This window comes from Roseateles sp. P4_D2 (genome assembly GCF_056401875.1).
Genome location: NZ_JBFUIM010000008.1, coordinates 59,665 through 73,115, shown reverse-complemented (window position 1 = coordinate 73,115; position 13,451 = coordinate 59,665). Strand labels below are relative to the sequence as shown.

Annotated in this window: 16 protein-coding genes; 7 read left to right on the top strand and 9 right to left on the bottom strand. The window is 66.2% G+C overall.

Translation table 11 applies throughout. The annotated features are described in order from the left end of the window. Positions 1 to 13: 13 nt before the first annotated feature. Genes AC1DW0_RS15780 through AC1DW0_RS15760 form a run of 5 tightly spaced genes read left to right on the top strand, consistent with a single transcriptional unit; the run spans position 14 to position 3,769 of the window. On the top strand, positions 14 to 1,237 hold the full coding sequence (locus AC1DW0_RS15780) for a type II secretion system F family protein (protein ID WP_056203372.1): 1,224 nt from the start codon (positions 14 to 16) through the stop codon (positions 1,235 to 1,237). Next, positions 1,237 to 2,166 carry a prepilin peptidase gene (locus AC1DW0_RS15775; protein ID WP_056203370.1) on the top strand — a complete coding sequence of 310 codons (930 nt, stop codon included), beginning with the start codon at positions 1,237 to 1,239 and terminating at the stop codon, positions 2,164 to 2,166. The genes AC1DW0_RS15780 and AC1DW0_RS15775 overlap by 1 nt, the downstream gene beginning before the upstream one ends. Before the next feature lie 4 nt (positions 2,167 to 2,170). After that, positions 2,171 to 2,779 carry a dephospho-CoA kinase gene (coaE, locus tag AC1DW0_RS15770; RefSeq protein WP_477946789.1) on the top strand — a complete coding sequence of 203 codons (609 nt, stop codon included), beginning with the start codon at positions 2,171 to 2,173 and terminating at the stop codon, positions 2,777 to 2,779. Positions 2,780 to 2,801: 22 nt separating this feature from the next. Then, positions 2,802 to 3,557, top strand: coding sequence for a cell division protein ZapD (gene zapD / locus AC1DW0_RS15765; RefSeq protein WP_056203365.1), 756 nt, complete (start codon positions 2,802 to 2,804; stop codon positions 3,555 to 3,557). Then, positions 3,554 to 3,769, top strand: a complete 216-nt coding sequence (locus AC1DW0_RS15760; RefSeq protein WP_056203363.1) for a DNA gyrase inhibitor YacG — start codon at positions 3,554 to 3,556, stop codon at positions 3,767 to 3,769. The genes zapD and AC1DW0_RS15760 overlap by 4 nt, the downstream gene beginning before the upstream one ends. An 8-nt stretch (positions 3,770 to 3,777) precedes the next feature. On the opposite strand, the gene AC1DW0_RS15755 is transcribed toward AC1DW0_RS15760, so the two are convergent. The 3 genes from AC1DW0_RS15755 to tal are packed head-to-tail and all read right to left on the bottom strand — an operon-like array spanning position 3,778 to position 6,960. Beyond that, complete coding sequence (locus AC1DW0_RS15755) at positions 3,778 to 4,398, bottom strand: HAD family hydrolase (RefSeq protein WP_056203360.1); 621 nt, start codon at positions 4,396 to 4,398, stop codon at positions 3,778 to 3,780. Then, a complete protein-coding gene (gene pgi / locus AC1DW0_RS15750; RefSeq protein WP_477946786.1) occupies positions 4,395 to 6,017 on the bottom strand; it encodes a glucose-6-phosphate isomerase in 1,623 nt (540 codons plus the stop codon). The genes AC1DW0_RS15755 and pgi overlap by 4 nt, the downstream gene beginning before the upstream one ends. A 1-nt stretch (position 6,018) precedes the next feature. Next, a complete protein-coding gene (gene tal / locus AC1DW0_RS15745; RefSeq protein ID WP_477946784.1) occupies positions 6,019 to 6,960 on the bottom strand; it encodes a transaldolase in 942 nt (313 codons plus the stop codon). 123 nt (positions 6,961 to 7,083) lie between these two features. On the opposite strand from tal, the gene zwf reads away from it, so the two are divergent. Together zwf and AC1DW0_RS15735 are read left to right on the top strand one after the other, a co-directional pair. Further along, the gene (gene zwf / locus AC1DW0_RS15740; protein WP_457325867.1) at positions 7,084 to 8,529 is read left to right on the top strand and encodes a glucose-6-phosphate dehydrogenase; all 1,446 of its coding nucleotides are present in this window, start codon (positions 7,084 to 7,086) and stop codon (positions 8,527 to 8,529) included. A gap of 2 nt (positions 8,530 to 8,531) precedes the next feature. Next, the gene (locus tag AC1DW0_RS15735) at positions 8,532 to 9,392 is read left to right on the top strand and encodes a MurR/RpiR family transcriptional regulator (RefSeq protein ID WP_056203638.1); all 861 of its coding nucleotides are present in this window, start codon (positions 8,532 to 8,534) and stop codon (positions 9,390 to 9,392) included. Here the strand turns inward: AC1DW0_RS15735 and AC1DW0_RS15730 are convergent, their stop codons facing one another. From AC1DW0_RS15730 to AC1DW0_RS15705, 6 genes are all read right to left on the bottom strand, one after another. After that, positions 9,393 to 9,701 (bottom strand): STAS domain-containing protein, encoded by a 309-nt coding sequence (locus tag AC1DW0_RS15730; RefSeq protein WP_056203352.1) that lies wholly within the window; start codon positions 9,699 to 9,701, stop codon positions 9,393 to 9,395. Positions 9,702 to 9,703: 2 nt separating this feature from the next. After that, positions 9,704 to 10,354: an MlaC/ttg2D family ABC transporter substrate-binding protein gene (locus AC1DW0_RS15725; protein ID WP_056203349.1), complete on the bottom strand. Its 651-nt coding sequence runs from the start codon at positions 10,352 to 10,354 to the stop codon at positions 9,704 to 9,706. Between the two features lie 88 nt (positions 10,355 to 10,442). Further along, the gene (locus tag AC1DW0_RS15720; RefSeq protein ID WP_477856460.1) at positions 10,443 to 11,303 is read right to left on the bottom strand and encodes an MlaA family lipoprotein; all 861 of its coding nucleotides are present in this window, start codon (positions 11,301 to 11,303) and stop codon (positions 10,443 to 10,445) included. Continuing rightward, the gene (gene mlaD, locus AC1DW0_RS15715; protein WP_457350026.1) at positions 11,300 to 11,800 is read right to left on the bottom strand and encodes an outer membrane lipid asymmetry maintenance protein MlaD; all 501 of its coding nucleotides are present in this window, start codon (positions 11,798 to 11,800) and stop codon (positions 11,300 to 11,302) included. The genes AC1DW0_RS15720 and mlaD overlap by 4 nt, the downstream gene beginning before the upstream one ends. Before the next feature lie 12 nt (positions 11,801 to 11,812). Further along, the gene (gene mlaE / locus AC1DW0_RS15710) at positions 11,813 to 12,592 is read right to left on the bottom strand and encodes a lipid asymmetry maintenance ABC transporter permease subunit MlaE (protein ID WP_056203342.1); all 780 of its coding nucleotides are present in this window, start codon (positions 12,590 to 12,592) and stop codon (positions 11,813 to 11,815) included. Then, entirely contained in the window at positions 12,589 to 13,443 is an 855-nt protein-coding gene (locus AC1DW0_RS15705) for an ABC transporter ATP-binding protein (protein WP_056203339.1), read from the bottom strand. Before AC1DW0_RS15705 ends, mlaE begins: the two co-directional genes overlap by 4 nt. Positions 13,444 to 13,451: the final 8 nt, after the last annotated feature.

The following is a 13,451-nucleotide window of genomic DNA, read 5'->3' as shown; positions in this document are numbered from 1 at the left end:
TCGAGGAGAGCGCATGGCTACTGCCACTGCCGCAGCAAAAGGCGTCAAGGACTTCGTCTTCGAGTGGGAGGGCAAGGATCGCAATGGCAAGATCGTCAGAGGCGAACTCCGGGCCGGCGGCGAGGCCATGGTCAGCGCCACCTTGCGCCGCCAGGGCATCCTGGTCAACAAGGTCAAGAAGCGCCGCTCCAGCGGTGGCAGCGCGGTCAAGCAGAAGGACATCGCGATCTTCACGCGCCAGCTCGCGACGATGATGCGCGCCGGCGTGCCGTTGCTGCAGTCCTTTGACATCGTCGCCCGCGGCGCGACCAACCCGCGCCTCACACGGCTGCTGAACGACATCCGACAGGATGTGGAGACCGGCACGAGCCTGTCATCGGCCTTCCGCAAGCACCCGATATATTTCGACGCCCTGTACTGCAACCTCGTCGAAGCGGGCGAAACCGGCGGTATCTTGGAGGCCCTGCTGGACCGGCTGGCGGTCTATCAGGAAAAGACGGTTGCCATCAAGAACAAGATCAAGTCGGCACTGACCTACCCCGTCGCGGTGATGGTGGTCGCCTTCATCGTGGTCGCAGTCATCATGATCTTTGTGGTGCCGGCTTTCGAGGACGTGTTCAAGTCCTTCGGCGCCGACCTTCCAGCACCGACGCTGATGATCATTGCGATGTCGAAGTTCTTCGTCTCCTACTGGTGGGCCATCTTCGGCAGCATTGGCGGTGGCATCTATTTCTTCCTGCAGACCTGGAAGCGCTCCGTGCCGATGCAAAAGCGCATGGATCGCCTGCTGTTGAAGGTCCCCGTCTTCGGTGACCTCATGTACAAGTCCGCCGTCGCGCGTTGGACGCGGACCCTGTCGACGATGTTTGCCGCAGGCGTCCCGCTGGTCGAGGCGCTCGATTCCGTCGGCGGCGCCTCGGGGAATGCGGTATTCGCTGAGGCGACCGAACAGATCCAACGCGACGTTTCCACCGGCGCCGCGCTGACGACGTCGATGCAGACGACGGGCATCTTCCCGACCATGGTGTTGCAGATGTCTTCCATCGGCGAGGAATCCGGCTCCCTCGACCACATGCTGGCCAAGGCCGCGGAGTTCTATGAGGACGAGGTGGATGAAGCGGTCAAGGCGCTGTCCAGCCTGATGGAGCCCTTCATCATCGTCATCCTGGGCGGCCTGATTGGCGGCATCGTCGTGTCGATGTACCTGCCGATCTTCAAGCTCGGCCAGGTGGTCTGATGGCGGTGGACTACAGCCTGCTGCTGTCACCCTGGATCCTCGGCATCTTCGGTCTTTGCATCGGCAGTTTTCTCAACGTCGTCATTTACCGCCTGCCGCTGATGTTGGAGCGCCAGTGGCTGCATGAGTCGGCCGCGCAGCTCACTGACGCGGCCGCCATGGCGCGCGTCGCTGACGTGCCTTTGCCCGAGGCTGAAAAGCTGGCCAAGGCCGTGGATGTCTACGGCACCAAGATCGAAGCCCTGCCTCCATTCACTATCGCCGCGCCGCGTTCACGCTGCCCGCATTGCGGCCATCAGTTGCGCTGGCATGAAAACCTGCCGGTCATTGGCTGGCTTCGCCTGGGCGGTAAATGCGCCACGTGCAAGGCGCCGATCTCCAAGCGCTATCCCATCATTGAAGCGCTCACCGGCGCCGCCTTCGCCGCCCTATCCTGGCGCTTCGGCGCCCAGCCGACCACGCTGCTCTGGTGCGGCTTCGTCGCTGCTCTGATCGCGCTGGCGATGATCGACTGGGACACCACGTTGCTGCCGGATGCGATCAACCAGCCCCTGCTCTGGGCCGGGCTCGCCGCCGCCCTGATGGGCTGGACGATTCCGCTGGACAAGGCCCTGATCGGCGCCTTGAGCGGCTATCTGTCGCTGTGGTCGGTGTACTGGGTGTTCAAGCTCCTCACCAAGAAGGAGGGCATGGGCTATGGCGACTTCAAGCTGCTCGCGGCGCTGGGCGCCTGGCTGGGCTGGCAGATGGTGCTGCCCATCGTCCTCGGCGCCTCAGCCATCGGTGCCGTCATCGGCATCATCATGAAGATGAATGCCGGCCTGCGTGAGGGCCGCTACGTGCCCTTCGGCCCTTTCCTGGCCGGCGGTGGCCTGGTGGTGCTGTTTGCCGGCCAGCCGACGGTGCTGGGCTGGCTCGGCTGGACATGAACCCTTGATGAGGGTCGGCCTGACCGGCGGCATCGGCAGCGGCAAGAGCACGGTCGCAGGCTTTCTACACGAAGCCGGCGCCGCCCTCATCGATACGGATGCCATCTCCCGCACCCTGACCGCGCCCGGCGGTGCGGCCATGCCTGCCATTGCAGTGCAGTTCGGCGCGGACTTCATCAGCACCGATGGGGCCCTGGACCGCGATCGAATGCGCGCCCTGGTCTTCTCTGACCCGACGGCCAAGCGCCGGCTCGAGGCCATCCTGCATCCGCTGATCACCGCTGAAGCACAGGCGCAGGCTGAGACCGCGACGGCCCGCCTTGTCGTCTTCGACGTGCCTCTGCTGGTCGAATCCGGTCGCTGGCGGGCGCGCGTCGCCCGCGTGCTCGTCGTCGATTGCGCGATCGAAACCCAGATCGAACGGGTGCTGCAGCGCCCGGGCTGGACGCGCGAACGCATTGCGGGCGCCATCGCAGCACAGGCCAGCCGCGAAGCCCGCAGGGCGGCGGCCGACGCTGTGCTCCACAACGATCGCCTACCGCTTGTTGCGCTCAGAAACGAGGTTCTCAGCCTGGCCGAGCGCTGGGGCTGTGAAACAATCGCCCGGCCCTGATCGCAGTCCACCCGAGGCACCTTTGGTCCTGTACGAGTACCCGTTCAACGAAAGCATCCGCACGATGCTTCGCCTCGAGCATCTGTTCGACCGCCTCGGCACGCTGATGTCGCGCGAGACCGCGCTGGACCATCATTTCGCCCTGGTCACGCTGTTCGAGATCATGGACGTCGCTTCGCGTGCCGACCTCAAGAGCGATCTGCTCAAGGAACTCGAGAAGCACAAGGCGCAATTCATCGGTTACCGCGGCAGCCCCGGCCTTGACGAAGCACGCCTGGATGAAGTCGTCGCCCGCATCGACGGCGCCTTCCAGCGTTTGAACGCGCTGGCCGGCAAGGCCGGCGCGACGCTGACGGGCAACGAGTGGCTGATGAGCATCCGCAGCCGCATCAGCATTCCCGGCGGCACCTGCGAGTTCGACCTGCCGGCCTACTACAACTGGCAGCAGTTGCTGCCGGTGCGCCGCCGCAAGGATCTGATGACCTGGGCCCAGACGCTGATGCCGCTGGCTGAGGCCCTGCAGGTGCTGCTCGGCCTGCTGCGCGACTCTGGAGCCCCGCACAAGGTGGCGGCCACCGCGGGGCAGTTCCAGCAGAGCCTGCCGCCTGGCCGCGTCTACCAACTGCTGCGCATGCGCATCGACCCCAGCCTCGGGCTGATCCCCGAAATCTCCGGCCATCGGCTGATGATCTCCATCCGCCTGATGCGCCAGGACGAGGAAGGCCGGCTCAAGCTGGCACAGGAAGACAGCGGCTTCGAACTCGCCTTGTGCCAATGAAGACGAACCCCGCAGGCGAGCGCATCGTGCGCTGCCCTCAATGTGGCGGCGACAGCGTGTTCGCACCCAGCAACAAATGGCGGCCCTTCTGCAGCGAGCGCTGCCGGCAGATCGACCTCGGCGCCTGGGCCAGCGAGTCGTTCCGCGTGCCCGCCACGCCGCCCCAGAACCCGGATGAATACGGGCCGGACGGCGAGCCGCTGGTGCACTGATCAGGCGCTCAAGCGCTCAACAGACGCCGCGACACCAGCTCACGCCGCGCGCTGGCGGCATCCGTGAACAGGAAGGCCTGCCAGTCGCGTGACAGGGCCGCATCGACATTGGCCGGGTGGTCGTCCAGGAAAAGCAGGTCCTGCGGCGGCGCATTGAAGTGACGCTCGGCCATCGCGAACATCTCGGCGCTCGGCTTGATCTGCTTGACACGGCCCGAGAACAGGCCCGACTCGAACCATTCATTCAGTGGAAAGCTGCGGCTGAGATGGTCCGCATACGGCTCGGGCATGTTGGACAGGAAGTGCAGCGTGTGCCCCGCGGCGCGCAGATCGCGGATCAGCACGGCAGTAGCGGGGATCAGCATCAGCTCGTCCGGCACTGCACGCACGACCGCAGCGACGTCGCCCCGCGGCCAGCCGGTGCGCGCCGAGATGCGGCGCACCACCTCGTCGGCGCCGATCAGGCCCTGGTCGAACAGGCCCCAGTCGCCACCATAGTTCTGAAAAAAGACCACAGCCGCGGCCGCCCCCTGCTCCAGCGTCTCGATGCGGTGCGGCCAGATGCGCGCGAGGAAGCTGGCCGGATGCCAGCGGAACACCACGCCGCCAAAATCAAAGACGATCTTCATGCGGCCACCAGCCGCTTCAACAGGCCGGCGGTCGAGCCGTCCAGGCCCGCCGTGTCGCCGGAGTCCAGGCGCGGCAGCAACTGGTTGCAGAGTGCCTTGCCCAGTTCCACGCCCCACTGGTCGAAGCTGTTGATGCCCCACAGTGCGCCGGTCACGAAGACGCGGTGCTCGTACAGGGCGATCAGCGCGCCGAGCGAACGCGGCGTCAGCGCATCCAGCACGAGGGTCGTACTCGGGCGGTTGCCAGGAAAGCTGCGGTGCCGGGACAAGACGCCACGGTCCAGCGTTGCCGACGCGGTCGGCGCCTTCTCGGTGAGGGCCTTGGCGGCCGTCTTGCCTTGCATCAATGCCTGGCTCTGCGCCAGGCAGTTGGCCAGCAGCTTGCGGTGCTGGTCGGCCAGCTTCTCGGCCAGTTCTCCGCTTACGCCGTGATTCGGGCGCTTCACCGCGATGAACTCCACCGGGATGACGTCCGTGCCCTGATGCAGCATCTGGAAGTAGGCGTGCTGGCCGTTGGTGCCGGCCTCGCCCCAGACGACGGGCGACGTCCCGATTGACAGCGCGTTGCCGTCCAAGTCCACGCCCTTGCCGTTGCTCTCCATCTCCAGCTGCTGCAGATAGGCGGGCAGGCGGCGCAGGCCCTGGTGATACGGTGCGACGCTGCGGCTGGTGAAGCCATGGAAATTGCGGTACCAGACGTCGACCAGGCCCAGCAGCACCGGCAGATTTCGGTCGAGCGGCGCGGACGCGAAGTGTTCGTCCATCGCATGCGCGCCGGCCAGCAGTTCACGGAAGTTGTCGGCGCCGACGGCGATGGCAATGGGCAGGCCGATGACCGACCACAGCGAGTAACGGCCGCCGACCCAGTCCCAGAAACCAAAGGCGGTGTCGATGCCGAAGGCGGCAGCGGCGGCAGTGTTGCTGCTGGTCGCGACGAAGTGGCGCGCCACATCCGTTCCACCGGCGGCCAGGAACCAGGCCTTGGCAGCTTGCGCATTGGCCAGCGTCTCCTGCGTCGTGAAGGTCTTGGAGGCAATGACGAACAGCGTGTGCTTTGCGTCAACGCCGGCCAGCACGGGCGCCAGGTCATGGCCGTCGACGTTGGAGACGAAATGCAGCTTGAGATCGCGACGACCAAAGGCCTGCAGCGCCTGCACGACCATGGCCGGGCCGAGGTCGCTGCCGCCGATGCCGATGTGCACGACGTCGGTGATCTCGCCCCGCTCGCCGCGGCGCACGCGCTCGGCAAAGGCCAGCATCGCATCCAGAGATGCTTGCACCTCGGCATTGAACGGTGCCTTGCTGCCTGCCGGCGCGCGCAGCGCCGTGTGAAGCACCGCGCGGCCTTCGGTGTGGTTGACCGGGTCGCCGCGCAGCAGCGCATCGCGCCGCGCCTCGAGGCCACAGTCGGCCGCCAGCTTCAGCAGCAGGGCCAGCGTGGGCATGTCGATGCGGTTCTTGGACAGATCGGCGAACACCTCGGGCGCTTCAAACGACAGCGCGCCGAAGCGGTCCGCATCCGCCTTGAAAGCTTCACGGATATCGAAGCCGCGACCGCTCGCGGCGTAGTGGGCTTGCAGTTCAGCCCAAACGGGAGACAGGTCGCAGCGCGCCGTCATGTCAGGCGGCCTCGATGAGCTTGTCGAGCTTGCCGGCATCGACGGCGAACTGGCGGATGCCCTCGGCCAGCTTCTCGGTGGCCATCGCATCCTCATTCAGCGCGAAGCGGAAGGCGGCTTCGTCCAGGTGGATGGCGGGTACGGCCGCCGCCTTGGCCGGGTCGAGCGCGCGCTCCAGCTTGGCGTCGGTGGCCTGAAGTTGGGCGAGCAGATCGGGGCTGATGGTCAGCAGGTCGCAGCCGGCCAGCGCCTGGATCTGGCCGATGTTGCGGAAGCTCGCGCCCATGACCTCGGTCTTGATGCCATGCTGCTTGAAGTAGGCGTAGATCTGGCTCACCGACTTCACGCCGGGGTCGTTGACGCCGGCCATCGCCGCCTCATCCCAACTGCTGCCGGCCGACTTCTTGTACCAGTCATAAATGCGGCCGACGAAGGGAGAGATCAGCTGGACCTTGGCTTCACCGCAGGCCACGGCCTGGGCGAAGGCGAACAGCAGCGTCAGATTGCAGCGGATGCCTTCGCGCTCCAGTTCGGCAGCGGCCTGGATGCCTTCCCAGGTCGAGGCCAGCTTGATCAGCACGCGCTCGCGCGAGATGCCGGCGGCTTCGTACAGGCCGATGATGCGGCGGGCGCGGGCGAGCGACGCGGCCTTGTCGAAGGACAGGCGCGCATCGACCTCGGTGGACACACGGCCTGGCACGACCTTGAGGATCTCGAGACCGAAGCGCACCAGCACCTGGTCGACGATCTCGTCCAAGGGCTTGCCGCGATGCGCCTCAACTGCTTCCTTCAGCAACGGCGCGTAGTCGGGCGACTGCACCGCCTTCAGGATCAGTGAAGGGTTGGTCGTTGCATCTCGCGGTGCAAACTGCGCGAGCTGCAGGAAGTTGCCCGTATCGGCAACGACGGTGGTGAGGGTTTTGAGCTGGTCGAGCTGGTTCATGGGCTGCCTGTATCCGGGTCGAACGGATTGACCCGACGAAGAAACTGCTGCATAGTATTTCACGAAACTTAGTTACACAACGGTTAGCGCTCCATGGGAGACGCTGGCCTGGAGACCCCGCAGATGTCTTTCGATCTCGTGTTCTTTGGCGGTACCGGCGACCTGACATGGCGCAAGCTGATGCCCGCGCTGTTCCAGGCCTTCCGGCACGGCAAGCTGCCCGAAGGCGGCCGTATTCTCGCCGTCGCGCGTGACGACCAGACGGACGAGCGCTATCGCGAATGGCTGAAGGAGCGCTTCCGCGAAGTGGATGGCGCCAAGCGTCCCAACGACGAGGAGTTCGAGCGCTTCGCGGCGCTGATCCATTACCGCCGCATGGACTTGTCCCAGCCCGATCACTACGCCGGGCTCAAGGAATGGCTGGACGCGCGCAACGCCGACACCGTCGTCCTTTATCTCGCCACCAGCCCGCACCTGTTCACCGGCATCTGCCAGCAACTCGGCGCCGTGGGCCTGAACCACGACAAGGTGCGCGTGGTGCTGGAGAAGCCGCTGGGCCATGACCTGGCCAGCGCCCAGGAGATCAACCGCGCGGTGCGCAGCGTCTTCGCCGAAGCGCAGGCCTTCCGCATCGACCACTACCTCGGCAAGCCCTCGGTGCAGAACCTGATGGCGCTGCGCTTCGGCAACGCGCTGTTCGAGCCGCTGTGGCGCCGCGAGAGCATCGCCAACATCCAGATCACGCTGGCCGAGCGCCTGGGTGTGGGCACACGCGGCGCCTTCTACGACGGCACCGGCGCGCTGCGCGACATGATCCAGAACCATGCGCTGCAACTGCTGACCATGATCGCGATGGAGCCGCCGGCGCGCAACGACGCCGACGCCATCCGCGACGAGAAGCTCAAGGTGCTGCGTTCGCTGAAGCCCTTCACGCCCGACAGCGTCGCCCGCGACGTCGTGCGCGGCCAGTACCGCGCCGGCAGCATCGAAGGCAAGGCCGTGCCCGGCTATCTGGAAGAGGTCAAGGTGCCGCCCGACAGTGCCTGCGAAACCTTCGTCGCGCTACGCACCGAGGTCAACAACTGGCGCTGGGCCGGCGTGCCCTTCTACCTGCGCACCGGCAAGCGCCTGGCCGAACGCGACGCACAGATCGTCGTCAACTTCCGCCCCGTACCGCACAAGATCTTCCCCGGCGCAAGCCAGCCCAACCGCCTGGTCATCAAGCTGCAGCCCGAGGACGGCCTGGAGTTGCAACTGCTGGCCCAGAAGGGCGCGGGCCACGGCGAACAGTTGACGCCGGTGTCGCTGGACCTGGACTTCGACAAGGCCTTTGCGACGCAGCGCGTCGGCGCCTACGAGCGCCTGCTGCTGGATGCGATCGCCGGCCGCCTCAACCTCTTCGTGCGCAGCGATGAGCAAGAGCAGGCTTGGCGCTGGGTCGAGCCCATCCTTGACGCGTGGGAGGCCGACGCGAGCGGGCCGCGCCCCTATTCGGCAGGCTCCTGGGGCCCGGCCGCCGCAAGCGCACTGGTCGCGCGTGATGGTTTCAGTTGGGCGGAAGAACAATGAGCATTCTTGAGCGCGTGAAGGCCGCCCTGCCGGCCCTGCCGCCGGCCGAGCAACGGGTTGCCAAGCTGTTGCTGCTTGATGCCCGCAGCTTCGCCAGCCTGCCGGTCAGCGAGTTGGCCGACCGGTCGCATGTGTCCAAGCCGACGGTGGTGCGCTTTTGCCGCAGCGTCGGCTATGACGGCCTGGCCGACTTCAAGCTGAAGCTGGCCGGCAGCGTCAACGAAGGTGTGCCCTTCGTGCACCGTGCCGTGGACGAGGACGACAAGACGGGCGACATCATCGTCAAGGTGGTCGACAACGCCGTTGCCGCCCTGCTGCATTACCGCAACGATGCAGCCAGCCATGCCTTCGAGCGCGCCATCGACGCGCTGACCGATTCGGCCCGCCACAACCGGCGCATCGAGTTCTACGGCGTCGGCAACTCCGGCATCGTCGCCCAGGACGCCCAGCACAAGTTCTTCCGCCTGGGCGTGAACACGGCGGCGACCAGCGACGGCCATGTGCAGCTCATGAGTGCGACCATGCTGCAGCCAGGCGATTGCGCCGTCATCATCAGCAATTCGGGGCGCAGCCGCGACCTGCTGGATGCGGCCGACATCGCGCGCAAGAAGGGCGCGACCATCATCATCATCACGGCCAGCGCTTCGCCGTTGGCGCAGCTGGCGCTAGGCCCCAGCCAGATCCTGCTGGCGGTGGACCATCCCGAAGACTTCGACCGCTACAGCCCCATGGTGTCGCGTTTGCTGCATCTGATCGCGGTGGACATCCTGACCACGGGCGTGGCGCTGAAGCTGGGCCAGCACCTGCGGCCCATGCTGCAGGAGATCAAGAAGAATCTGCGCGCGAAACGTTACGCGGGCTGATCAGACGGCCGCGGCAGGCGGCCACAGCAGTTCGGCCACGCCGTAGACGCGAGCCAGTTCGCGAAGCTTGTCGGGCGCGTTGTCCAGCTTCAGCGTGGCGCCCTGCTCGGTGCACTGGCGCCCGGCCGATAGCAATACGCTCAGCGCCGCGGAATCGAAATCCTTCAACTCGGCAGCCGACAGCCTGACCTCACGGCCGGCCGCCGCCAGCACCTGGGCGGCCTCGGCGCGCAGGGCGGGCGACATCTGCGCCCAGGCGGCGCGGGCGCCGTCCGTGCGCAGCCGTGCGGGCAGCTTCAGGCCGCTCAAGATCAGCCCTTCGCGGCGGGAGCGCCGGCCTTGGCGTTCTTGTCCGCCAGGCTCTTGATCAGGCCGTCGATGCCGTTGGCGCCGATCTCCTGGGCGAAGCTGTTGCGGTACTGGTCCGCCAGCCAGATGCCCAGCACATTGACGTCATAGATCTTCCACTCGGCACCGGCCTTCTCCAGGCGATAGTCGAGCTGGATGGCATCGCCCTTGCCACGGATCTCGGTCTTCACGACGACCTCGGTGTCGGTCGGCTGGGCGCGCAGCGGCTTCAGGCCGATGGTCTGGTCCTTCACCTGCGTCAGCGCGCCGGCATAGGTGCGCACCAGCAGGGTCTTGAACTCGGCCTGCAGCTTGGTCTGCTGCTCCGGCGTGGCCTGGCGCCAGAAGCGGCCGACGGCCGATGCCGTCATGCGCTGGAAGTTGACGTGAGGCATCACCTTGGCGTCGACCAGGGCGATGATCTTGTTGACATTGCCGGCCTGGATGTCCTTGTCGGCCTTGACGGCCTCGATGGTTTCCAGGGACAGCTGGCGGATCAGCTGGTCGGGCGTGCCGCCATCGGCCGCATGGGCGCCATGCACGAGGCCAAGGCTCAAGGTCGCCAGGGTGGCCACGGTGAGCAGGCGGCGGCGCAGGGATTTCAGCACAGTCATGGTTTCGCTTTCTCTGAACGGGACGGGCGCTCAACGCGCCAGTCCGGATTTTGGTTGGCTCTCGGGACGTAACCGTTCGCGTGCGGATTCACCGCGCCGCTGCAGAGGCAGGCTCGGCAGGCTTCTTCACGTTCGCCGCGGGTTCGGACGCCGCAGGCTCGGGCGCTGAAGCTGCGGTGGCCGCTGCCGAAGCGCCGTTGCCCGGCACGAGCACCTCGACCTCGTCGTCATCATCGAAGCTGCCGCGGCGTTGCAGATAGGCGTCGCGGTAAAAGGTGTATTTGTCCAACGCAATGCCATCGAGCATTTCACCGGCACGCAGGAAGTTGGAGCGCGTGTTGACGAGGCTCAGCGCGGTAATTGCGACCTTCTTGCGGCCATCGTCGAAGATCACGCCCGGCGAGGCCTGCCAGTCCACCGGCAAGGCCAGCGAGTCGCGCACCGAGGACGGGCCGAACAAGGGCCAGACGATATAGGCACCCGTGCCCATGCCCCATTTGCCCAGCGTCTTGCCGAAGTCCTGGCTGTTCTTCTCCAGGCCCGCTTCGGTGGCGATATCCAGCACGCCAGCCAGGCCGAGCGTCGAGTTGACGGCAAAGCGCATGCCCTGCTCCACACCGGCCTTGAAACGACCCTGCAGGAACAGATTGATCGCCGACCAAGCGTCGCCGATGTTGCCGAAGAAGTTGTCGACGCCGGTACGGATGGGCGCAGGCACGATCTCGGTATAGGCGGTCGCGACGGGCTTGAGCACGTTCTCGTCCAGCTTCTCATTGAAGGCGAAGACCTTGCGGTTCCAGGATTCCCAGGGATCCAGCCGCTGGCCCTTGGAGCCCATGACCTTGTCGACAGCCCGCTCGATGCGCGTGCCGACACCCTTGACGGTCTGGCAACCCGCCAGGCTCAGGGCCAGGACAAACAGGGCCAGCATGCGGACGATACGGTTCACGGCTTGCTCCCCGAGGCAGGTACTGCCGCTGCGGCGCTGCCCATGTCCGACGCCTTGCTGTTGATGAACTGGCCAATGAGGTTTTCCAGCACCACGGCGCTCTGCGTCTGCCTGATGATGTCGCCGCTGGCGAGGTTCTTCTCATCCGCACCCGGCTCCAGGCCGATGTACTGCTCGCCCAGCAGGCCCGAGGTCAGGATCTTGGCCGAACTGTCCTTGGGGAACTGCGTGTTCTTGTACATATTGAGCAGCACCTTGGCCTGGAAGGTCTTGTCGTCGAAGCTGATCGACTCGACACGGCCGACGACGACGCCGGCGCTCTTGACCGCGGCGTTAGGCTTCAGGCCGCCGATGTTGTCAAAACGCGCCGACACCTGGTAGGTGGCATCGAAATTGAGGCTCAGCAGGTTGCCAGCCTTGAGCGCGAGGAACAGCAGCGCAGCGCCGCCGATCAGCACGAACAGGCCCACCCAGGCGTCATATCGAGAGGATTGCATCCTTCCTTCTCCCTAAATCGAAAACATCATGGCGGTCAGCGTGAAGTCCAGGGCCAGCACGGCCAGCGACGACAGCACGACGGTACGCGTGGTCGCTGCCGACACGCCCTCGGGCGTGGGCCGGCAACCATAGCCCTGAAGCAGCGCGATGAAGGTGACCGTCACGCCGAACACCAGGCTCTTGATGACACCGTTACCGACGTCCTTGAACACATCCACGCCGCCTTGCATTTGCGACCAGAAGGCACCGGGGTCGATGCCCAGCAGTGGCACGTCAACCAGCCAGCCGCCCATGATGCCAACCGCCGAGAAGACCGCGGCCAGCAAGGGCATCGCGATCAGCCCACCCCAGAAGCGCGGCGCCAGCACACGCTGCACCGGGTCCACGGCCATCATCTCCATCGCGGTGAGCTGCTCGCCGGCCTTCATCAGGCCGATCTCGGCGGTCAGCGACGTCCCGGCGCGGCCCGCGAACAGCAACGCCGTGACCACCGGGCCGAGCTCGCGCACCAGGCTCAGCGCAGTCAGCAGGCCCACCGCTTCCCGGGAGCCGTAGCGCTGCAGCGCGTAGTCGCCCTGCAGGGCCAGCACGGAGCCAACGAACAGGCCCGACACGCCGATGATGAGCAGCGAGCGATTGCCCAGATAGAAGAGCTGCTCGCGCACGAGCACGAAACGCATCAGCGCCCGGGGGGAACAGGCGAGCAGCGCGCCGAACAGCCGCGCGGCGGCGCCCCAGTCGGCGAGCAGCATGCGCACGCTCAAACCCAGGTTGGCGGCCAGCGCCATCATGACGCCACCCCGAAATCCTCGGCCACCGGCACGGCAGGCTGGTGAAAGCGCACCGGCCCGTCAGGCTCGGCACCCACGAACTGACGCACCAGCGGGTCATCGCTGTGGCGCAGCTCGTCCGGCGTGCCTTGGGCGACGATGCGGCCATTGGCCACCATCGCCACCTCGTCGGCGATCTCGAAGGTCTCGTGCAGGTCATGCGAGACGATGATGCTGGTCAGGCCGAGGGCGTCGTTCAGATCACGGATCAACCGAGCAGCCACGCCCAGCGAGATCGGGTCCAGGCCGGCGAAGGGCTCGTCATACAGCACCAGGTCCGGATCCAGCGCGATCGCACGGGCCAGGGCCACGCGCCGGGCCATGCCGCCGGAGACTTCGCTGGGCAGCAGGTCGCGCGCACCGCGCAGGCCGACGGCATTGAGTTTCATCAGCACCAGGTCGCGGATCATGGCCTCGGGCAGGTCGGTGTGCTCGCGCAGCGGGAAGGCCACGTTCTCGAAGACGCTGAGGTCGGTGAACAGCGCGCCGAACTGGAACAGCATGCCCATGCGCCGGCGCACGGCATACAGGCCGTCCAGGTCCAGGGGCGCCAAGTCCTGGCCGTCGAACAGCACCTGGCCGCTCATGGGCCTGAGCTGGCGGCCAAGCAGGCGCAGCACGGTAGTCTTGCCGCCACCCGAAGTGCCGATCAGCGCCAGCACCTTGCCGCGCTCGAGCTTCAGGTTGACGCCGTCCAGCACCACGCGGTCGCCGTAGCCGACGCTGACGTTGCGCAGTTCAATCAGAGGTGCGGTTGCCAAGGGATTCACGCAGGCAGGCTGCAAGCCGGGGGGCGGGAGAAAGGGCGCCATGATAGGGG

What these genes read in the sequence shown, in the direction of transcription:
- AC1DW0_RS15755 (WP_056203360.1), bottom strand. Translation starts at nt 4,398, where the DNA reads ATGAAGATCGTCTTTGATTTTGGCGGCGTGGTGTTCCGCTGGCATCCG.
- AC1DW0_RS15725 (WP_056203349.1), bottom strand. Translation starts at nt 10,354, where the DNA reads ATGACTGTGCTGAAATCCCTGCGCCGCCGCCTGCTCACCGTGGCCACC.
- mlaE (WP_056203342.1), bottom strand. Translation starts at nt 12,592, where the DNA reads ATGATGGCGCTGGCCGCCAACCTGGGTTTGAGCGTGCGCATGCTGCTC.
- AC1DW0_RS15775 (WP_056203370.1), top strand. Translation starts at nt 1,237, where the DNA reads ATGGCGGTGGACTACAGCCTGCTGCTGTCACCCTGGATCCTCGGCATC.
- pgi (WP_477946786.1), bottom strand. Translation starts at nt 6,017, where the DNA reads ATGACGGCGCGCTGCGACCTGTCTCCCGTTTGGGCTGAACTGCAAGCC.
- zwf (WP_457325867.1), top strand. Translation starts at nt 7,084, where the DNA reads ATGTCTTTCGATCTCGTGTTCTTTGGCGGTACCGGCGACCTGACATGG.
- AC1DW0_RS15760 (WP_056203363.1), top strand. Translation starts at nt 3,554, where the DNA reads ATGAAGACGAACCCCGCAGGCGAGCGCATCGTGCGCTGCCCTCAATGT.
- tal (WP_477946784.1), bottom strand. Translation starts at nt 6,960, where the DNA reads ATGAACCAGCTCGACCAGCTCAAAACCCTCACCACCGTCGTTGCCGAT.
- AC1DW0_RS15780 (WP_056203372.1), top strand. Translation starts at nt 14, where the DNA reads ATGGCTACTGCCACTGCCGCAGCAAAAGGCGTCAAGGACTTCGTCTTC.
- AC1DW0_RS15705 (WP_056203339.1), bottom strand. Translation starts at nt 13,443, where the DNA reads ATGGCGCCCTTTCTCCCGCCCCCCGGCTTGCAGCCTGCCTGCGTGAAT.
- mlaD (WP_457350026.1), bottom strand. Translation starts at nt 11,800, where the DNA reads ATGCAATCCTCTCGATATGACGCCTGGGTGGGCCTGTTCGTGCTGATC.